This is a genomic window from Streptomyces sp. NPDC054866, from assembly GCF_053610745.1.
The window spans coordinates 384105-403982 of record NZ_JBSGZA010000004.1 but is presented as its reverse complement, the minus strand read 5'-3'; the positions used below and the strand labels follow the sequence as shown (position 1 = coordinate 403982).

Below are 19878 nucleotides of genomic sequence, written 5' to 3'. Positions count from 1 at the left end.
GCTACGGTGGACCGGCCGAACTCTTCGGCGCCTTGCGCGAGGTCGTGAGGTCCCGCGTACGACAAGGTGGGGGCAGAGCAACTCCATGGCACAGGGCACGGTCCAGGTGACGCACACCGGCACCTCGCGGTGGCGGCGCCGCACGGGTGAGTACGTATCGCTCGCTGCCGCCTTGGAGGCCGCGAGCGACGGGGACGTCCTCACCATCGCCCCCGGCACGTACCGCGAGAATCTCGTCGTCCAGCGGGCGGTGACGCTGCGCGGCCCCGAGGGCTCCCCCGGCTCCGTCCGCATCGCGCCGTCGGACGGGGTGCCGCTCACCATCCGTTCGTCCGCCGTGGTCCAGGACCTGCACGTCGAGGGGCAGGACTCGGCCGCGCCCGCGCTGCTCGTCGAGGACGGGGCGCCCGAACTCGTCGACGTACGCGTGGTGACGCGTTCCGCGACCGGCATCGAGGTGCGCGGCGGAGCGCGCCCCACGGTGCGCCGCTGCACGGTCGACAACCCCGGCGGCATCGGCATCGCCGTGCTCGACGGCGGCGGCGGTGTCTTCGAGGAGTGCGAGGTCGTATCGGCCGGGCAGTCGGGCATCGCCGTGCGCGGCGGCGCGCACCCCCGTCTCGAGCGCTGCCGCGTGCATCACGCGTCCGGCGCGGGGCTGTCGGTGACCGGTGAGCACTCGGGGCTCGAGGCGATCGGCTGCGAGGTGTACGAGGTCAAGGGCTCGGGCGTGCAGATCACCGGCCGGGCGGTGGCGCATCTGACGGACTGCGACGTGCACCGCACGACCTCGGACGGCGTCACGCTCGACACGGACGCCGTGCTCACGCTCGCCGACTGCCGCATCCACGACATCCCGGAGAACGCGATCGACCTGCGTTCCCGCTCGGTCCTGACCCTGACCCGTTCCACCGTGCGGCAGTTCGGGCGCAACGGCCTCTCGGTCTGGGACCCCGGCACGCGCGTGGACGCCAACCAGTGCGAGATCCACGACAGCACGGGCGACTACCCCGCGGTGTGGGTCAGCGACGGCGCGACGGTCGTCCTTGAGTCCTGCCGGGTGCACGACGTGCCGGACGCGCTGTTCGTCCTCGACCGCGGCTCGCGCGCCGACGTCGTCGACAGCGATCTCTCCCAGGTGCGCAACACCGCGGTGTCCGTGAGCGACGGCGCGACGGCGCAGCTGGACGACTGCCGCATCCGCGAGGCGGCCACCGGCGCGTGGTTCCGCGACCACGGCAGCGGCGGCACACTGGCCAACTGCACCGTCGACGGTGTCCAGACGGGCGTCATCGTCACCAAGGGCGCGGACCCCACCATCGAGCGCTGCACGGTCACTTCACCCGCGGAGGCCGGTTTCTACGTCTCCGCGGGCGGCCGCGGCAGCCTGCACGGCTGCCGGGTGACCGACAGCGGCGGCTACGGCTTCCACGTCATCGACGGCTGCCGTACGACGCTGAAGAAGTGCCGTACGGAGCGGTGCGCGCGCGGCGGCTTCGAGTTCGCGGAGGACGGCCCGCTCGTCGAGGACTGCACCAGCGACGAGAGCGGCGGGGTAAGGACCGCTGCGGCCACCGCGCAGGAGGCTGCCCCGCAGACGGCCACACAGACCGTGGGGCTGCTCGGCGCGATCCCCGGTCAGCGCACGGACCAGGCGCCCGCGAAGAACACGGCTCCCGAGCCGCCGTCCCGCTCCTCGAAGGACGTGCTCGGTGAACTCGATGCTCTGGTAGGCCTGGACAGCGTCAAGCGCGAGGTGCGCGCCCTCACCGACATGATCGAGGTGGGGCGGCGCAGGCAGCTCGCGGGGCTCAAGGCCGCGTCCGTGCGCCGCCATCTGGTGTTCACCGGCTCCCCCGGCACCGGCAAGACGACCGTGGCGCGGCTCTACGGCGAGATCCTGGCGTCGCTCGGCGTCCTGGAGAGCGGGCATCTGGTCGAGGTGTCGCGGGTCGACCTGGTGGGCGAGCACATCGGGTCGACCGCGATCCGCACCCAGGAGGCGTTCGACCGGGCGCGTGGCGGTGTGCTGTTCATCGACGAGGCGTACGCCCTCTCGCCGGAGGACTCGGGGCGTGACTTCGGCCGGGAGGCCATCGACACGTTGGTGAAGCTGATGGAGGACCACCGCGAGGCGGTGGTGGTGATCGTCGCGGGCTACACGGCGGAGATGAAGCGCTTCCTTTCCGTCAACCCCGGTGTGGCGTCCCGCTTCTCACGGACCATCACCTTCGGCGACTACTCCCCCGAGGAGCTGCTGCGGATCGTCGAGCAGCAGGCCGACGAGCACGAGTACCGCCTGGACACGGGGACGGGTGAGGCCCTCCTGAAGTACTTCACGGCACTTCCGAAGGGCCCCGCGTTCGGCAACGGCCGTACCGCGCGCCAGACGTTCGAGGCGATGGTGGAGCGGCACGCGGGGCGGGTCGCCCAGTTCGAGGAGCCGAGCACGGACGACCTCACCCTGCTGTATCCGGAGGATCTGCCGGAGCTGCCGTGACCGTCGCCTCCGGCCGGGGCGACGGCACGGCCGGCTTGAGCCGGGCGAGCAGTTTTGCGCGTTCCTCGGCGAAGGCGGGGTCGGCCTGGTAGTCCCCGTGGCCCAGGATCGGTGCGGGCAGCGGGTGCTCCTCCGTGCGGCCGTAGACCAGGGGGTCCTTGAGCGCTTCGCGGTCGACCTGCGGTCCGTCGCCGTCGGGGTGGACCCGGACGGGCCCGCCGATGGGGTCGGTGGTGCGGTGGAGGTTGCGCCAGCAGTCGACCTCGCGGTGCAGGGAGCTGAGGGCGGCGGGACCGAAGTGGGCGGGGAACCAGCGGCCGTAGAGGCGCTCCAGCGGTGAGCCGTACGTGAGCAGGGCGACCCGTTTGCGCACGGATGGCCACAGCTGCCAGGCGGCCGCGGCCGCGAGGACGCTGCCCTGTGAGTGGCCGGAGATGACGAGTCTGCCGCCCGTGGCGCGCGTCGCGCGGGTCCAGGTGTGCATGCGCCAGGTGAGGTCGGGGACGGCACGCTCGGCGTAGCAGGGCGGGGCGAAGGGGTGGGCGGCGCGCGGCCAGAAGGTGCCGACGTCCCACAGGATGCCGATGGTCCGGCGCGCGGAGGGGTCGCGGTAGGCGCGGCGGCCCCACGTCACGAACAGTATGAAGCCGAAGCCGATCAGCCAGGAGCCGAGCGCCTGCGAGGTCTCGGCCGCTCCTTCGAAGAAGAGGGGCAGCCCCTGCGCGGCCTCGCTCGGGACTTCCTCGCTCACCCAGGCGCCGGCGAGCGCGCCCGCGCCGAGCAGCAGTGTCACCGCCGAGGTGATGCCGACGAGGAGCGGGGCCCGGTCGGTGAGTGCGGCACGCGCGCGCGTGCCGGCGATGCGGCGGCTGCGGGCCGCGTCCTTGGGCTCGCCCGGGTACTCGCCCGGGATGTTCGGCCGGTCGCGGCGTGCCTGCCGCAGGGTGCGGAGGCCGAGCCAGCCGCAGAGCGCCGCGACGACCACGAGGAGGGGCGGGATGACGGACGCCTGCCAGGTCAGGAGCACGGGCGGGCCGTCGATGGTGCCGCCGGAGCCCGGTGCCCCCGCGCCGTCGAGCCAGTCGGCGACGCGCTGGGCGCCGCCTCCGGACATCACACCGCCGAGCGCGCAGGCCAGCATCGCGACAGCGGGCCCCGCGAAGCCCCGCAGGGCGGTGCGCGGGTCGGGTGCCGTGCGGTAGAGGAGGCGGGCGACCACCGCGAGGGCGATGACCAGGAGCCCTTGGCCCAGGGCGATGGCTCCGAAGGTCGCGTTGCCCGGCAGCCTGCCCTGGGAGGTCCAGTCGGGGCGTGACCACCCGGCGTACAGGAGCGTCAGGACGAGCAGGGTGAGGGCTCCCAGGGGCAGGCCGCGGATCAGCTTCTCGTCGAGGTGCCGGTCGAGTTTGTTCTCGCTGCGGCCCCTGCGCCAGACCACCAGGACGACGATGCCCCCGCCCAGGACGAGCGTCACGTCGAGGATCCAGCCGAGGGCGTCGAGCAGCGCGGGCCCGCCGGCGCGCCGGTCGTGGCGCGCGGCCGATGTGCCGACCGCGGCGGCCACCGTGAGGAACCCGGCGGCCGTGTGCGCGGCACGCAGGCGGGCCACCAGGCGGCGCCCGTACCAGAAGCCGGGCTTGCCGAGCGCGGTGCGTCCGGCCTCCTCCTCCGGGTCGGCCTGGTGGGGCAGCGGCGTCTGGGACTCGTACGCGCTCCAGGTGCGCTGGGACAGGTACCAGAGCAGCCCGGTGAGTGCGGCGGGCAGCAGGGCGGCGAACGCGAGGCGGCGTCCCGGCTGGCTCCACCAGCCGCCGTGCCCGGAGGCGTCGGTCGCCAGGAAGCCGAGCCACGAGCGGTCGGCGGCGCACGCGGGCGTGCCTGCGCACTGCCAGGCCGTCAGGTCGATGGCGACCTCGCAGGCGGCGGCGACCAGCAGGACGGTGAGGCTGAGCCCGGTCAGGCGCACCAGGAGGCCGTACGTACGGACCGTCTTGCGCATGCGCCGTGACGTGGGGCGCATCCAGTGCGCGAGGTTGACCACCATGAACGGAAGCAGCAGGAGCCACAGGGCCCGCGAGCCGTTCCCGGAGGTGAGATTGCACCAGACGTACGCCTCAGGGACCGGTTTGCCGCGGTAGTCGTCCGGGCGTTTCTCGGCGTCGGCGTCCTCGGTGCGGCGGAACACGGCCGCCGTCTCGTCACCGGAGATCCGGACGGTCCTGGGATCGCCCAGCATCTCCTCGGGCGTGGTGCCCCCGACTCCGTGGGCGAGGAGTTCGAGAGCTGTCTCTTCTCTGTGGTCAGCTGCCACTGTTCGCTTCCCCCGATGTGCGCGTGTTCCCCCGAACGTGCGCGTGGTCAGGCCACAAGGATCTCCACTCCCGGCCCTGTCCACACCCCCCGTCACGTAATCTCCCCGTTCCGGGTGAACGCACGGCTTCGGGCAGTGGGCCGCCTGTCGGTGGCTCATGCGAGGATGAGGCAGCGCAATTGGCAAGCGCGACGGGTGTGACGAGGCAGAAGGGCCGGGACGGACGTGAGTGAGAATCAGAACCTCCTCGCGGAGCAGCGCCGCGCCTTGATCCTCGATGAGGTACGCCGCCGGGGCGGGGTCCGCGTCAATGAACTGACCCGCAAGCTGGGTGTGTCGGACATGACGGTCCGCCGCGATCTCGACGCCCTCGCCCGTCAGGGCGTCCTGGAGAAGGTGCACGGCGGCGCCGTCCCGGTGGTCGAGGCGAGCACGCACGAGCCCGGGTTCGAGGCCAAGTCGGGCCTGGAGCTGAACGCCAAGGAGGACATCGCGCGCACCGCGGCCTCCCTGGTGGCGCCGGGCACGGCGATCGCGCTCTCGGGCGGCACGACGACGTACGCGCTGGCGCACCATCTCCTGGACGTGCCGGATCTGACGGTGGTGACGAACTCGGTGCGGGTCGCGGATGTCTTCCACTCCGCGCAGCGCACCTCGGGCCAGCGTCAGGGCGCGGCCACCGTCGTCCTCACGGGCGGTGTGCGCACTCCGTCGGACTCGCTGGTCGGCCCGGTCGCCGACCAGGCGATCGGCGCCCTGCACTTCGATGTGCTCTTCCTGGGTGTGCACGGCATATCGGCGGAGGCCGGTCTGTCCACGCCGAATCTCGCGGAGGCCGAGACCAACCGGCGTCTGGTGCAGTCGGCGCGGCGGGTCATCGTGGTCGCCGACCACACCAAGTGGGGCACGGTGGGCCTCAGTTCGTTCGCCACCCTGGAGCAGGTCGACACGCTGGTGACGGATGCGGGGCTGCCCGCGGAGGCGCGGGTGGAGATCTCCGAGCATCTGCGGCGCCTGGTGGTCACGGGCGAGTCCGAGGAGCCGGGGGCCGACGGGCAGGGCGAGAGCTTCGGGCGGGGCGAGGGCGTCGGGCGGGGCGAGGGCGTCGGGCGGGGCGAGGGCGTCGGTTCGGCAGGGAACGCCGGGAGCACCGCAGACATCTGACGGTCCGCCAGCTATGGTGACGGTGCCCGGTCAACGACCCGATTCCGCTTGGGGGCTGAGTTCGATGGCACGCCGACTGAGGCCCGTGGGGCTGGAGTTCGCCGAGTCCGCCCCGCTGCGTCTGGTCTTCGCGCGTGAGGTGAGCGCGTCCCCGGAGGCGGTGTACCGCGCGCTCGCCGACGACATGGCCGGCTGGCCCGAGTGGTTCACGGCGGTCACGCTGTGCCAACCCATCGACTGCGCGGACGGCGGCAAGGGCCGCGAGGTCCGGCTCAAGGGCGGCACGCGTTTTTGGGAGACGATCGTCGCGGCCGAGCCCTCCGTGCGGTACGCCTACCGCGTCGACGAGTCGAACGCCCCGGGATTGCGTGCCCTGCTCGAGGAGTGGCGGCTCACCCCGTCCGGGACCGGCACCCACGTGCAGTGGACGTTCGCCGCGGACGGCGCCGCCCCCTTCCGCCTCGCCCTGAAGCTCGGCAGGCCGGGCATGGGCCGCGCCTTCCGTGACGCCGTCACCGCCCTCGACCGGCGCTTGGCCGCGGCCAACGCCTGAGTCCCGTACGGCGGTTGAGGGCTTCTAGGTCCATGTGCCGTTCGCGAGCAGCGACTTGATCGCGGCCTCGTAGGGCGTGATGTCCAGGCCCTGTTCTGCCAGCCACGCGTCCGAGTAGTACTTGTCCAGATAGCGGTCGCCCGGGTCGCAGATGAGCGTGACGACACTGCCCGTGCGACCCTCGGCCACCATCTCAGCGACGATCTTCAGGGAGCTCCACAGACCGGTGCCGGTCGAGCCGCCCGCCTTGCGGCCGATCGCCTGCTCCAGGGCGCGCACGGCGGCGACGCTCGCCGCGTCCGGCACCTTCATCATGCGGTCGATCGCGCCGGGCACGAAGCTCGGCTCCATCCGCGGCCTGCCGATGCCCTCGATGCGGGATCCGCAGTCGCTGGTGGCGTCCGGTTCGTGGTTGGTCCAGCCGTCGAAGAAACACGAGTTCTCGGGGTCGGCGACGCAGAGCCGGGTGTCGTGCTGCATGTAGTGGACGTAGCGGGCGATGGTCGCCGAGGTGCCGCCGGTGCCCGCCGTGGCGACGATCCACGCGGGTTCCGGATAGCGCTCCAGCCTCATCTGCTGGTAGATCGACTCGGCGATGTTGTTGTTGCCCCGCCAGTCCGTCGCCCGTTCCGCGTAGGTGAACTGGTCCATGTAGTGCCCGCCGGTCTCGACGGCGAGGGCGGCCGACTCGGCGTACATCGTGCGTGAGTCGTCCACGAAGTGACACTGGCCGCCGTGGAATTCGATCAGGCGGCACTTCTCGGCGCTGGTCGTGCGGGGCATCACCGCGATGAACGGCACCCCGATCAGCTTCGCGAAGTACGCCTCGGAGACGGCTGTCGAGCCGCTGGAGGCCTCGATGACCGGCCGCCCTGGCCGGATCCAGCCGTTGCAGAGGCCGTAGAGGAAGAGCGAGCGGGCGAGGCGGTGCTTGAGGCTGCCGGTCGGGTGGGTCGACTCGTCCTTGAGATACAGGTCGATGCCCCACTGTTCCGGCAGCGGGAAGCGCAGCAGATGCGTGTCGGCGGAACGGTTGGCATCGGCCTGCACTTTGCGTACGGCTTCTTTGAGCCAGGCCCGGTACTCCGCGTCGCTGCGGTCCACGTCGAGCGTGGTCATCGGCTCGTCGGCTTGATCCTGCTGTGTGGTGCTCACCGCGCGGCTCCTTGGCGTCAACCTGGCCGCGCTCGGAGCGGGCAGGACACCTCGATCATAGGCACCTTCCGCACGCTTCTCACCTGCATAAACACACCTTTGAGCACCTCAAAGGCACACCTGGCGCAGCCAGTGGCGGCAGAGGCGCGGCACACTGTGAAGGGGACGTCGTCCAGTTGTGACCACGTCTTCATACGCACTGGTGCTCGACGTCCGGTGCGTGCAGACTGCACCGCACGGGCAGGCGGTCCCGTACGGAACGGCATACCGAAGCGCTCAAGGGGGCGGAACGTCATGGCGGAGCCGGAGTTCACGGCCACAGGCGTGCGGATCGGACGACGGCTGCGCTCCCTCACCCGGGCGGGTCAAATCCGCATCACCGACGGCAGGTTCGAGCTGCTGACCAGTTACGGCAGCGAGATCGACAGCGCGCCGGTGCAGACGGTGCGGGCGGGCAAGCCGTGGTTCGCCGCCGACGACCGGGCCCTTGCCGAACTCAACGGCACGCGCTATCGACTCACCCTCGCCGATCATGATCCGGCGCCCGGCAAATCAGGGCCGCCCACGGTGGGCAAGTTCATCGACGCGGTACGCAGGGCCGGAGGCCGGAAAGCACGCGCCTGAGGAGCCCTCGCGCTCCCGGCCGGGACGGTGCGAGTTGCACGCCCGCACCCCCTGAGTCACTCTGGTCTCACATCACTCTGGGTTCACCGGCGATGACGCTGCGAACCAGCCCGCCGGCCGCGAACAGCAGCCGGCAGACCCCGCGGCCGCTGCTGGATCCGATCGTCGTCTTCTTCCGGACCGCAATTCGGGGAGTCGCAGCCGTGATCAGCCAGCCAAGCAGGTATTGCACGGTAGAGCTTCAGGCCCTGCCGTCCCGGATCGGCCAGGTACGCAGAATCGTATCGGCACAGTTGCGCTACTGGCGTCTCGATCCGTTGATAGACCAGGCCGCGCTCGGTGTGACCGAGCTCCTGACCAACGTGCACCGGCACGCACAGCCGGACAAGGTGTGCACCGTGGAGATCGAGCTGCTGCTCGACCGCCTCACGGTCTCCGTGCACGACCACGACCCCCGCCTTCCCGAGGTCCACGACGCCGAGGCGTCCGCGACCTGCGGCCGCGGGCTCGCCATGGTCGCCGCGGTCAGCGAGAGCTGGGGGGTGCGCCCCCACGGCGACAGGGGCAAGGTCGTCTGGTTCACCCTTCCGGCCCCTGCCTCCACCGCCGCACTGCCGTCCGCGTACCCGGCGTACGGAGCGACCACCACGGGTCCCTTCGCGGACCTGGCCCCCGGGTCGCAGTCCCTCGCCGACGGGCACGCGCCCGGACACGCTCCCGCCCGGTCGGCCGTTGTCGGCTGACCGGGCGGTGACAGGCTCCGCGCCGCGGGCGTCCTACGTCACTCGGTGGCGATGGCACGCAGCACGTCCAGGCGTGCGGCCCGCCGTGCCGGACGCAGACCCGCGAGGGCTCCCGCCGTCAGGCCCACCAGGACGACCACCGCCAGTTGCACGGGCGGCACCGCGAACGCGAAAGCACTGTCGGTCGCGCCGTCCGAGGCCTTGACCAGCACCCAGCCGAGGAAGCCGCCGAGCGCCAGGCCACCTGCCGTGCCGAAGGCGGCGACGAGCACCGACTCCCAGCGGACCATGGCCCGCAGCTGCGCCCTGGTCTGGCCGACGGCACGCAACAGGCCCAGCTCACGGGTCCGTTCGTGGATGGCGAGGGTCAGCGTGTTGGCGATGCCGAGCAGGGCGATCAGTACGGCGAGCGCGAGCAGGGCGTAGACCAGCGTGAGCATCATGTCGATACCGCCCGCGGCCGACTGCGCGTACTCACCGCGGGTCTGCACATCCGGATTGCCGTACTCCTGCGCGATCTTGGAGACCGCGGCCTTGCCGTCGTCCGCGCTCACGCCGTCCTTGAAGCTGACGGAGACGAGGCTGTCCGCGTCCTGCATGCGGTGCGGCGCCCAGGCCTCGCGGGTGATGACGTAGTCCCCCGCGAGCTCCGACTGGCCGTACAGCGCGCGGACGGTGAAGGTGGCCTTCTTGCCGTCGGCGAAGGCGAGCTCGGTCTTGGAGCCGACCTTCAGGTCCTGCTTCTCGGCCTCCGCGCGGGTGATCGCGATGCCGTTGGTGCCGAGGCCGTCCAGGGACCCGTCGACCTTGCCGAGGTCGAAGGACTTGGCGAAGGGGCCGGGGTCGGTGACCGTCAGGGCGCGCCCTTCCCCGTCGACCTCCGCGGCGCCCTTGCCGAGGCCGACCGCGGTGGCGACCTCCGGTTGCTCGGCGAGCGCGGGGGCCAGCTTGGGGCTGAGTCCGCTGCCGCCCGCGCCGAAGCCGGGGGTGCTGATGGCGAGGTCGCCGGCGAAGGAGCGGTTCACCGTCTGGTCCATGGTCGCCTTCAGGGAGGCGCCGAAGACCGTGAAGAGCGAGACGACGGCGACGCCGATCATCAGGGCGCTCGCGGTGGCGGCGGTCCGCTTGGGGCTGCGCAGGGCGTTGCGCCGGGCGAGCCCGCCCGTGACGCCGCGCATCCGGTCGAGGGGCCCGCCGAGAATACGTACCGCTCGCGAGGAAGCGACAGGACCCAGCACCACGAACGCGACGAGCGCGAGGGCCGCCCCCGCCCCGGCCAGCCACACGGACGGGCTGACGAGGACGCCGGTCAGCGAGAGCCCGACGGCGGCGAGCGCGAGGAACGCACCTGTGACAGCACGTGTCCGCGAGGCCCCGGAGTGGTCGACCGCGGTCTCGCGCAGCGCGGCCAGGGGTGCGGTGCGCCCGGCGCGTACGGCGGGCAGCAGGGCGGAGCCCAGGCAGACCACGATGCCGACGGCGAGCGGCAGCAGCATCGACAGGCCGCTGATCACCAAGTCGCCCTCGGGGAAGGGGAATCCGATGACCGGGAAGAGTGCCTGGAGCCCGGCCGCGATCCCGATGCCGCCCGCGAGGCCCGCGACGGACGCGACCACGGCGACCACGCTCGCCTCGATCAGGGTGGCCGCGGTGACCTGCCGGCGCGAGGCGCCGAGCGCGCGCAGGAGGGCGTTCTCGCGGGTGCGCTGGGCGACGACGATCGCGAAGGTGTTGTGGATGCTGAAGGTGGCGACGAGCAGCGCGACCCCGGAGAAGACCAGCAGGAAGCTGGTGAAGAGCGTCAGGAACTGCCCGGAGATGTTGTCGGTGTTCTCCGCCGCCGACGCCTCGCCGGTGATCGCCTCAACTCCCTTGGGCAGTACGGGACTCAGCGCGTCGACGAGTTCCCGCTCGCTCACGCCGGGGCCGGCCCGCACCTGGATGGTCGCGGCCTCGCCGGGCTTCGGCGTCAGGTACTTCTCGGCGTCGGCCTGGGTCATGCCGGTGAAGGTGGTCTGCGCCATGCCGTCCTCGCCGCCGAAGGTCGCGAGGCCCACGACCGTCACCTGGACGGGGTCGGGGGTGCGCAGCGTGGTCGTGTCGCCGATCTTCAGGTCGCCGGATTCGGCGGCGCCTCGGTTGATGACGACCTCGCCGGACTTGGCGGGGGCGCGGCCGTCGGCCAGCTGATAGGCGTTCAGCTCTTTGTCGTCGATCCAGTTGCCGGCGAGGGTGGGCGGGCCTTCGCCGCCGATGGGCTCACGGTCCTTGCCGAGGAGCTGGCCCGCGCCCTGGATGCTGGGCGCGGCGGCGGCGACGCCGTCGGTCTGCTCGATCTTCGCGACGAGCGAGGTCTTGACGGGCTGCCGGGTGCCCTGGCTGTCGTCGGGGGTGGTGATGGTGTCGGCGCTGCGGACGACGGCGTCGGTGCCGCTCGTCGCGTTGCCGAACATCGTGTCGAAGCTGCCGCGCAGGGTGTCACCCATGACGAGCGTGCCCGCCAGGAAGGCGACACCGAGCATGACCGCGAGGAACGTACCCGCGAAGCGTCGCTTGTGGCCGCGCAGCGAGGAGAGGCTGATGCGCGCGGACGAGCTGAGCGAACCACTCAGGGAACCACCACTCGGGGAACTCATGACGGTGCCCCCTTGGCATCGAAGGCCTTGAGCCGGTCGAGGACCTTGTCGGCGGTCGGGTCCGCCATCCGGTCCACGAGGCGGCCGTCGGCCAGGAAGACGACCTCGTCGGCGTGGGCCGCGGCCACCGGGTCGTGGGTGACCATGACTACGGTGCGGTCCATCTGACGTACGGCGCGGCCGAGCAGGCGCAGGACCTCCTCGCCGGAGCGCGAGTCGAGGTTGCCGGTCGGCTCGTCGGCGAAGACGACGTCGGGCCGACCCGCGAACGCCCTTGCCACGGCGACGCGTTGCTGCTGTCCGCCGGAGAGCTCGGCGGGCCGGTGGTGGAGCCGGTCGCGCAGCCCCACCACGTCGATGAGGGCGTCGGTCCACTCGGCTGACGCTGCGTCACCGCGCTTGCCCGCGAGGTCCATCGGGAGCGTGATGTTCTCGGCGACGGTCAGCGTCGGCACCAGGTTGAAGGCCTGGAAGACGAAGCCGATGCGGTCGCGGCGCAGCAGCGTGAGACGCCGGTCGTCGAGCGAGCCGAGCTCGGTGTCACCGATGTGGGCGCACCCCGAGGTGAGAGTGTCGAGGCCCGCGGCGCAGTGCATCAAGGTGGACTTGCCCGAGCCCGACGGACCCATGATCGCGGTGAAGCGCCCGGCGGGAAAGCCGACGCTCACCCCGTCCAGGGCCCTTACGGCGGTGTCGCCGCTGCCGTAGACCTTGACGGCCTCGGTGACGCGGGCGGCGTCGACGGTGTCGGTACCGCTTCGGTATCCGGTCGCGGTGGTCATGCCGCACCGCCCTTGGACATGCGCCCGAACTCCTCGTTCAGGACGGAAAGACGACGCCAGTACTCGTCCTCGTCGATCTCGCCGGAGGCGAAGCGACGGCCGAGCACGGCGATGGGTGAGTTCTCGTCGATGCGTACGTTCCGCTCGACGCCGTCCCGCTGCCACGGTGCGCGGCGGCCCCGCCACACGGTGCGGCGCAGGAGGGTGATGCCGCCGATCACGACGGCAGCCCAGATGAGCGGGAAGAACAGGATCCACGGGCCGGGCCCGCCGTCGAAGTGAGCCAGTGTGTTCATGGTGTCCATCTCCTCGGAAGCTGTCTGTTCTGCGGGGTCTCGTGTCTCGTGTCTCGTGCGATGTCTAGAGACTCGCGCTCCGAGGGGGTCCGAGTCGTCGTACGGCCAGCGGCACTGCGCGTACCACTCCGGGAGTACGTGGGGGCTGGGGAGCTGCTCCTGGGGTGGGCTGGCTGGGGGGCGTCCGCGCGACTGGATGGCGTCCGGATCTCTCCCTGGATCTCTGTACCTACTAGTATGTACAGTGCTTTCATGAGCACCCCGGAGCGCCTGATCGAGTCCACCCGCGAACTGCTGTGGGAGCGCGGCTACGTCGGCACGAGCCCCAAGGCGATCCAGCAGCACGCGGGCGCCGGGCAGGGCAGCATGTACCACCACTTCGCCGGGAAACCCGACCTGGCGCTCGCCGCGATCAGGCGTACGGCGGACGAGATGCGCGCCACGGCCGAGGGCGTGCTGGGCGGCACCGGGTCGGCGTACGAACGCATCGAGGCGTATCTGCTGCGCGAGCGCGACGTACTGCGCGGCTGCCCGGTCGGGCGGCTGACGATGGACCCGGACGTCATCGCGAGCGACGAGCTGCGCGCGCCCGTCACCGAGACGCTCGACTGGCTGCGGGACCGCATCGCAGGGATCGTCGAAGAGGGCCAGGAGCGGGGCGAGTTCGCGGCCACGCTCGACGCGCGGGCGATCGCGGCGACGGTCGTCGCGACGGTCCAGGGCGGCTATGTACTGGCCCGCGCATCGGGGTCGCCCGCGGCTTTCGACACCGGCGTACGCGGCTTGCTCGCCCTGCTGTTCGCGGCCACCACCCCTTCCCCGTAAAGGACTTGAAGAGCAGTGCACATCACCCGCAACCGCCCCGAAAGCCAGGCGGGCCCCGCCGAGAACTTCACCGGCACGGTGTGGCTGGACGAGATCGCCGCGCCCCCGTCCCCCTCCCGGCTACGGATGTTCAACGTCCGCTTCGCCCCCGGGGCGCACACCGCCTGGCACCGTCATCCGCACGGCCAAGTCCTGTACGTCATGGAGGGAGAGGGCCTGGTGCAGCGCGAGGGAGGCGAGGCGGAGACGATCCGCGCGGGCGACACCGTCTGGATCGAGCCGGACGAATGGCACTGGCACGGCGCCGCGCCCCGCACCTTCATGACACATCTGGCGGTCGTCGAGGCGACGGACGACGGCACGACCACGCACTGGGCCGCCCACGTGGGTGCGGACGAGTACCCGGCGGCTTGAGCGCGAGGAGCGAAGCACCATGCACGCGATGCAGTACGAGATCACGCTTCCGGCCGACTACGACATGGGCATCATCCGCCACAGGGTCGCCACCAAAGGTCATCTGCTGGACAACTACCCGGGCCTCGGGGCCAAGGCGTATCTGATCCGCGAGCGCGGCGTCGACGGCTCCCCCGTCAACCAGTACGCGCCGTTCTACCTCTGGAACACCCCCGAGGGCATGAACTCCTTCCTCTGGGGCCCCGGGTTCCAGGGCATCGTCGACGACTTCGGGCGACCGGAGGTGCAGCACTGGACGGGGCTGGCGTTTGTGGAGGGGGTCGCCTCGGATGCCGCCTCGGATGCGGCACCGTCCGCGAAGGCGGCGATACGACGTCGAATGCGCATCCCGCCGGGCACCCCCGTCGGCGCGCTGGCGACCGAACTCGTCCACGAGGCCGAGCGGTTGGCCCGCCAGGACGGAGCGCTCTACGCTGCCGCGGCCATCGACCCGCGCACGTGGGAGGCACTGCACTTCTCCGTCTGGGATCACGCGTCGCCCAAGGGTCAGGGTGACGTGTTCCAGGTGCTGCACCTGTCCGCGCCGGAGCGGCACTTGCTTCCCATGGGGCAGCAGTAGTGAGCACGGCCCGTACAGTTCGCGCGGTCCGCACGGTCCTCGGAGACGTCGATCCGGCAGGGCTCGGCACCTGCGACGCCCACGATCACCTCTTCCTGACGAGCCCTCAACTCCCGGACCAGGAGCTGGACTCACCCACATCAGCTACCCAGGAGCTCGCGGCCTTCCGGGATGCCGGCGGTGAGAGCCTGATCCAGTGGACCCCGCACGGGATGGGACGCCGCGCGGAGGACTTGCCGGAGCTTTCCCGGACGTCGAGCGTGCGGATCGTCGCGGCAACAGGGCTCCACCAAGCAGCCCACTACGCACCGGAGTTGCTGAGCCGCCTCCGCGCAGACGGACTCGCGGACCTCTTCGTACGGGAGGTGACCGAGGGCATCGCCGACACCGGCGTACGGGCTGGGCTGATCAAGGTCGCGGGCGGATTCCACGGCCTGGACGCGCACGCCCGCTGGACGATGGAGGCGGCGGCCGAGGCCCACCATGCGACGGGGGCGCCCATCGCCGTCCACCTGGAGCTAGGCACAGGCGCATTGGACGCACTCGGCTTGCTGTGCGGAGAGTTGAACGTACCGCCCGACCGTCTGATCCTCGGTCATCTGAACCGCTCCCCCGACCTCGCGATCCACCACCAGGCGGCCGAAGTCGGCGCTTACCTCGCCTTCGACGGCCCTTCGCGCGCCAACCACGCCACGGACTGGCGCATGCCGGAAGCCGTCCAGGCCCTGGCCGAGGCAGGCTTCACGGACCAGCTCCTCCTGGGCGGCGACACGACGACGTCCGGCGCCCGCGCGGTGAACGGCGGCCCCGGCCTGCCGTATCTGCTGCGCAGGGTACGACCACGGCTCGAACTCACCCTTGGGGGAGGTGTGGTGGGGCGAATACTCAAGGAAAACCCGGCGCGGGCGTTCGCGGTGGAGTGGGCATAGGGGCCCGGCCGCTCATCAGACGCTCGCGGTGTGGAAACCCGCCCCCAAGTGCGCAAGCAGTCGCGCAGGTGCGTCGTCCTGGATGGTGTGGCCCGCGCCGTCCACCCACGTCAGTTCGGCATGCGGGATGCGTGACCGCAGATACTCGGCGAACTCAGTTGGCAGCAGGCGGTCTTCGCGGCCCCAGATGATGCGCGTCGGCACAGCCACCCTGCCGAGGTGAGGCTCCAGCTCGTCCGTCTGGGACTGTTCGAACTGGCGGTACTGGCGGTAGAAGGCCGCCTGGCCTTCCGGGCCGCGCCACGGGGCGACGTACGCGTCCAGTACGCCCGGCCCGTAGCCGGTGTGTGTGGCGTGACGGAGGTGGCTGGCCACCAGCGCCTCGTGGGCGTAGTCCGGGAGTTGCTCGAAGACGTGGGCGTTCTCGCGGATGAGCTTGAAGTAGCCCGTCCCCCACGCGCCGCCGCCGACCGCGTCCACCAGCGTGAGATCCCCGTACCCCGCGCCCTCAAGGAGCAGCGCCCGCAACGCGACCGCACCGCCCACGTCGTGCGCGACGACGCTGGGCCGGGACAGGCCCCAGTGCTTGAGCAGGCGGGCGAAGATTTTTCCCTGCGCCGCCAGGCCGACGTCCTGCCCTTCCCGCCGCTCCGACTGCCCGAAGCCGAGCAGGTCCCAGACATAGACCTTGCGCGTGCGGGCGAGGGCGGGGGCGATCTCGCGCCAGATGTACGACGAGAAAGGCGATCCGTGCAGGAGGACCACAGGATCTCCCGCCCCGAACGACGTCCACCTCACGTAACCGTCCGACGTCTCGAACTTCTCCGCCAGGTGCCACGTCACTGGGTGCCTCCCGCTGTCGCGATCCGCTCCGTGCTTCCGTCCCGGCGATCGACGTTACCAGTAGATCCGGTTAAGAGGTAACCTGCATTGCGTATTGCACCGCTCGTTCCAAAACCTGTACGGTTCCGGCATGGCCCGACCGAGAACCTTTGACGAGGAACGGGCCCTGGACGCGGCGATGCACGCCTTCTGGGTGAACGGTTACGAGGCCACCTCGACCCAGGATCTGTGCGAAGCCACCGGCCTGGGCCGCAGCAGCATCTACAACACCTTCAGCAGCAAGCACGAACTGTTCCAGCGCGCCCTGGCCCGCTACATGGACTCCATGACGTCCATCCAGGTCGAGATCCTGGAGGACGCGGAGCGGCCCCCGATGGAGCGCCTTCGCGCCCTGTTCACCCGAATCCTCGACTCCGAGTTCGAGTGCCGCGAGGACGGGCACAGCATCGGCTGCCTGACCGTCAATACGACGGTGGAGCTCGCCGGGCGCGACCCCGAGGCCGCCGAGATGCTCGCTCGCGACCAGGCGGTGCGGCTCGCCGCCATCAGCGCCGTCATCCGCACAGGGCAGAGCGGCGGCGACATCACCTCCACGCGGGACGCGGGCGATCTGGCCCGCTTCCTGAACGCCGTCATCGGCGGCATGCGGATCGCCGCGCAGGGCGGCGCCGATCGCGCGGCTTTGACGGCGATCGCCGATACCGCCCTGGACGCGCTGACTCACTGACTCACTGGCTCACCGACCTGCCCAACCTTCCCAACCTGGCCTGCCCTGCCCTTTGTCCGCGCCCAGCCCCCGCCCCCGCCCCCGCAGGCGTATGTCCGAGTTTTGCACCGATCAGTACATAACTCATCAGCCCAAAACCCATCAACTGGAGCCCCCATGCCCCGCGCCGTCTACCTCCTGGCCCTCGGCATCTTCGCCATGGTGACCAGCGAGTTCGTGGTCGCCGGTCTGATGCCGCAAATGGCCCACGGACTCGACGCCACGATCCCGGAGATCGGCTACCTGATCACCGCCTTCGCCGCAGCGATGGCGTTCGGCGGACCTTTCCTCACGATCGCACTGCTGAAGATGCGTCAGAAGTCCGCCCTCATCGTCCTGTTCGGAGTCTTCCTAGCAGGTAACGTCCTCGCCGCCCTCGCGCCGGACTATCGCACCATGCTGGTGGCGCGTGTCATCACCGGTGTCGCGTCGCAGGCCTTCTTCGGCGTCTCCATCTCCATGTGCGCACAGCTCACCCGCCCCGAAGTCCGGGGCAGGGCCATCGCGGTGGCCCTCAACGGCCTGATGCTCGGCACGCTTCTCGGACTGCCGATCTCCACCGTCATCGGGGAACACCTGGGCTGGCGCGCCGCGTTCTGGGCCATCACCGGCCTGACCGTGATCGCCGCGCTCGCCACTCTCGCCGGGGTGCCCCGCACGGAGCGCGCCGACGGCGACGACGGCGGAGGCGGCCTGCGCCAGGAGCTGGGCGCCTTCCGGAACCCCCGGCTCTGGCTCACACTCACCACCAGCACCTTCGTCATCGGCGCCACGTTCTCCGCCTTCAGCTACCTCAACCCGATCCTCACCGAGGTCACCGGCTTCTCCACCGGCACCGTCCCGCTGCTGCTCATCGCGTACGGAGCGGCCACCGTCATCGGCAACACCGTCGTCGGCCGGTTCGCCGACAAGCACACCGTGCCGGTCCTGCTGACGGGCCTGCTGCTCAACCTGGCGTTCCTCGCCGGCTTCGCAGTCTTCGCCCAACTGAGCGTTGCCGCCGTGGTGTTGATGATGGGCATCGGCCTGGTCGGAGTCACCATGAACCCTGCCCTGGTCACCCGCGTCCAGCGCACGGGCAACGCGAGGCCGCTGGTGAACACCGTCCACTCCTCGTTCATCACCCTCGGCATCATCATCGCGACGTCCGTGGGCGGGCCCGCCATCGATACGTTCGGCCTGCGGGCCCCGCTCTGGATCGGCGCCACCCTCGCCGCACTCGGCCTCGTCACGCTGCTGCCCGACCTGAAGCGGCTGCGTAACGGCCGAACCACGCCCACCCGAACCACGCCTGCGGCCACGGCAGTTGAACCGCAGGAGACCACGACGGAGACCGCGAAGGAGTGCGCCCGCGTCTAGCCCAACGCCGCGAGGGGGTCGTCGAGCACCGGCTGCCAGGCCAGTTCGGCGGCCCCCACCAGGCTGTTGTGGTCCAGCGTGCAGGCCAGGATCGGCACGCCGCCGCTGCGCCCCCACAGGCTCCGGTCGGCCACGACGGCGCGCAACCGCTCGGGGTCGGCTTCGAGGAGTGCTCGGTGCAGGCCGCCCAGGATGATGCGGTCCGGGTTGAGGATGTTCACCAGGCCCGCGAGCCCCAGGCCTAGTCGGTCGATGAGTTCCTCGGCCGCCGCACGGACCGCCGGATCTCCGCCCCCGTCCCGGAGCAGTTCGCGGGCCTGCAGCAACAGCCCTTCGGGGCCCGGCTCGCGGCCCGCCGCCGTGAGGAAGGCCAGCGGGTCCGTCTCGACGTCCAGGCAGCCCCGGCTGCCGCAGTGGCAGGGGCGGCCCTCCGGATTGACGGTGAGGTGGCCGACCTCCAGCGCGAGGCCCGAACTGCCCGTGTGCAGACGCCCGTCGAGGACGAGCGCACCGCCGACTCCCCGGTGCCCGGTCGCCACGCACAGCAGATCGCGGGCGCCGCGCCCGGCGCCGTGCCGGTGCTCTGCGAGCGCGGCGAGGTTCACGTCATTGGCGGCGAACGCCGGTCCGGCGATGCCCGCTTCCCGTACGCAGTCGGCGAAGATCTGGCGGACCTGTGAGCCCGCGGGCCACGCCAGGTGCAGCGGGTTGAGCGCGGTGCCCTCCGGTTCGGCGACGGCCGAGGGCACCGCGAGGCCCGCGCCCACGCACCGCCTGCCGGTTTCCCGCAGCAGTTGGGCTCCCGCGTCGATGACCGAGCCGAGCACCTGTGCCGGGTCGGCGTCGATCGTCTCGCAGCCGGGCGCGGTGGCGACGATCCGTCCGCCGAGCCCGACGAGCGCGGCCCGGAAACCGTCGGAGTGCACCTGTGCGGCAAGCGCCACCGGGCCGTCCTCCGCGATGGAGAGCCCGTGCGAGGGGCGGCCCTGCGAACCCGCGGGCGCGCTCGGCCTCGCGTCGATCCTGATCAGGCCGAGCGCCTCCAACTCGGCGGCGACGGCGCCCGCCGTGGCGCGGGTGACGCCGAGTTCGGCGGTGAGCACGGCACGGGTCGGGGCGCGCCCGGTGTGGACGAGTTCGAGGGCGGGCCCGAGCGCGCCGCGCCCTCGCTCCAGGCGCGTACGCGTGGACAGATCCCCCTCGATGCGGGGGGCAGCCTTGCCGTTCATGAGGGCGAGTCTCCCATGATCCGTACGCCGCCTCGCCGTTCAGTCGTCATCCGCGCGTGCACCGCCCGTCCACTGCCCTTCCCCTGCCCTTCCACTGCCACCTCATGGGAACCCTCCGCCCCGCCCGTGC

At 71.2% G+C, this 19878-nt stretch carries 18 protein-coding genes; 11 read left to right on the top strand and 7 right to left on the bottom strand.

The genetic code is table 11. The annotated features are described in order from the left end of the window. The first annotated feature begins 85 nt into the window (after positions 1–85). A complete protein-coding gene (locus ACWGI2_RS22585) occupies positions 86–2500 on the top strand; it encodes a right-handed parallel beta-helix repeat-containing protein (RefSeq protein WP_453697202.1) in 2415 nt (804 codons plus the stop codon). Here the strand turns inward: ACWGI2_RS22585 and ACWGI2_RS22580 are convergent. After that, positions 2460–4736, bottom strand: a complete 2277-nt coding sequence (locus ACWGI2_RS22580; protein ID WP_453697705.1) for a hypothetical protein — start codon at positions 4734–4736, stop codon at positions 2460–2462. The two genes, ACWGI2_RS22585 and ACWGI2_RS22580, sit on opposite strands and share 41 nt — an antisense overlap. Positions 4737–5036: 300 nt before the next feature. Here ACWGI2_RS22580 and ACWGI2_RS22575 point away from each other — a divergent pair, with 300 nt between their 5' ends. Together ACWGI2_RS22575 and ACWGI2_RS22570 are read left to right on the top strand one after the other, a co-directional pair. Continuing rightward, positions 5037–5975, top strand: coding sequence for a DeoR/GlpR family DNA-binding transcription regulator (locus tag ACWGI2_RS22575; RefSeq protein ID WP_453697200.1), 939 nt, complete (start codon positions 5037–5039; stop codon positions 5973–5975). Between the two features lie 64 nt (positions 5976–6039). Then, complete coding sequence (locus ACWGI2_RS22570; RefSeq protein ID WP_453697199.1) at positions 6040–6528, top strand: SRPBCC family protein; 489 nt, start codon at positions 6040–6042, stop codon at positions 6526–6528. Positions 6529–6552: 24 nt separating this feature from the next. On the opposite strand, the gene ACWGI2_RS22565 is transcribed toward ACWGI2_RS22570, so the two are convergent. Further along, positions 6553–7647, bottom strand: a complete 1095-nt coding sequence (locus tag ACWGI2_RS22565) for a PLP-dependent cysteine synthase family protein (protein ID WP_453697703.1) — start codon at positions 7645–7647, stop codon at positions 6553–6555. A gap of 330 nt (positions 7648–7977) precedes the next feature. On the opposite strand from ACWGI2_RS22565, the gene ACWGI2_RS22560 reads away from it, so the two are divergent. Together ACWGI2_RS22560 and ACWGI2_RS22555 are read left to right on the top strand one after the other, a co-directional pair. Further along, positions 7978–8307 (top strand): hypothetical protein, encoded by a 330-nt coding sequence (locus tag ACWGI2_RS22560; RefSeq protein WP_453399697.1) that lies wholly within the window; start codon positions 7978–7980, stop codon positions 8305–8307. Positions 8308–8510: 203 nt separating this feature from the next. Continuing rightward, the gene (locus ACWGI2_RS22555) at positions 8511–9050 is read left to right on the top strand and encodes an ATP-binding protein (RefSeq protein WP_453697197.1); all 540 of its coding nucleotides are present in this window, start codon (positions 8511–8513) and stop codon (positions 9048–9050) included. A 38-nt stretch (positions 9051–9088) separates the two neighbouring features. Here the strand turns inward: ACWGI2_RS22555 and ACWGI2_RS22550 are convergent, their stop codons facing one another. Genes ACWGI2_RS22550 through ACWGI2_RS22540 form a run of 3 tightly spaced genes read right to left on the bottom strand, consistent with a single transcriptional unit; the run spans position 9089 to position 12764 of the window. Further along, positions 9089–11686 carry an ABC transporter permease gene (locus ACWGI2_RS22550; RefSeq protein WP_453697195.1) on the bottom strand — a complete coding sequence of 866 codons (2598 nt, stop codon included), beginning with the start codon at positions 11684–11686 and terminating at the stop codon, positions 9089–9091. Beyond that, entirely contained in the window at positions 11683–12468 is a 786-nt protein-coding gene (locus tag ACWGI2_RS22545) for an ABC transporter ATP-binding protein (RefSeq protein WP_453697194.1), read from the bottom strand. Before ACWGI2_RS22545 ends, ACWGI2_RS22550 begins: the two co-directional genes overlap by 4 nt. Next, entirely contained in the window at positions 12465–12764 is a 300-nt protein-coding gene (locus tag ACWGI2_RS22540) for an SHOCT domain-containing protein (protein WP_453697193.1), read from the bottom strand. The genes ACWGI2_RS22545 and ACWGI2_RS22540 overlap by 4 nt, the downstream gene beginning before the upstream one ends. 252 nt (positions 12765–13016) lie before the next feature. Here ACWGI2_RS22540 and ACWGI2_RS22535 point away from each other — a divergent pair, with 252 nt between their 5' ends. Genes ACWGI2_RS22535 through ACWGI2_RS22520 form a run of 4 tightly spaced genes read left to right on the top strand, consistent with a single transcriptional unit; the run spans position 13017 to position 15551 of the window. Beyond that, positions 13017–13589 carry a TetR/AcrR family transcriptional regulator gene (locus ACWGI2_RS22535; RefSeq protein WP_453697191.1) on the top strand — a complete coding sequence of 191 codons (573 nt, stop codon included), beginning with the start codon at positions 13017–13019 and terminating at the stop codon, positions 13587–13589. A gap of 15 nt (positions 13590–13604) precedes the next feature. Then, positions 13605–14003 carry a (R)-mandelonitrile lyase gene (locus tag ACWGI2_RS22530; RefSeq protein ID WP_453697190.1) on the top strand — a complete coding sequence of 133 codons (399 nt, stop codon included), beginning with the start codon at positions 13605–13607 and terminating at the stop codon, positions 14001–14003. A gap of 19 nt (positions 14004–14022) precedes the next feature. Further along, positions 14023–14622, top strand: coding sequence for a DUF4865 family protein (locus ACWGI2_RS22525; RefSeq protein ID WP_453697188.1), 600 nt, complete (start codon positions 14023–14025; stop codon positions 14620–14622). Beyond that, positions 14622–15551, top strand: coding sequence for a phosphotriesterase family protein (locus ACWGI2_RS22520; RefSeq protein WP_453697186.1), 930 nt, complete (start codon positions 14622–14624; stop codon positions 15549–15551). The genes ACWGI2_RS22525 and ACWGI2_RS22520 overlap by 1 nt, the downstream gene beginning before the upstream one ends. Before the next feature lie 15 nt (positions 15552–15566). On the opposite strand, the gene ACWGI2_RS22515 is transcribed toward ACWGI2_RS22520, so the two are convergent. Next, entirely contained in the window at positions 15567–16394 is an 828-nt protein-coding gene (locus tag ACWGI2_RS22515) for an alpha/beta fold hydrolase (RefSeq protein ID WP_453697184.1), read from the bottom strand. Positions 16395–16524: 130 nt separating this feature from the next. Here ACWGI2_RS22515 and ACWGI2_RS22510 point away from each other — a divergent pair, with 130 nt between their 5' ends. Further along, positions 16525–17121, top strand: coding sequence for a TetR/AcrR family transcriptional regulator (locus ACWGI2_RS22510; protein WP_453697183.1), 597 nt, complete (start codon positions 16525–16527; stop codon positions 17119–17121). 156 nt (positions 17122–17277) lie between these two features. Beyond that, on the top strand, positions 17278–18519 hold the full coding sequence (locus ACWGI2_RS22505; RefSeq protein WP_453697181.1) for an MFS transporter: 1242 nt from the start codon (positions 17278–17280) through the stop codon (positions 18517–18519). Here the strand turns inward: ACWGI2_RS22505 and ACWGI2_RS22500 are convergent. Further along, on the bottom strand, positions 18516–19748 hold the full coding sequence (locus ACWGI2_RS22500; protein ID WP_453399708.1) for an ROK family protein: 1233 nt from the start codon (positions 19746–19748) through the stop codon (positions 18516–18518). The genes ACWGI2_RS22505 and ACWGI2_RS22500 overlap by 4 nt on opposite strands. Positions 19749–19878: the final 130 nt, after the last annotated feature.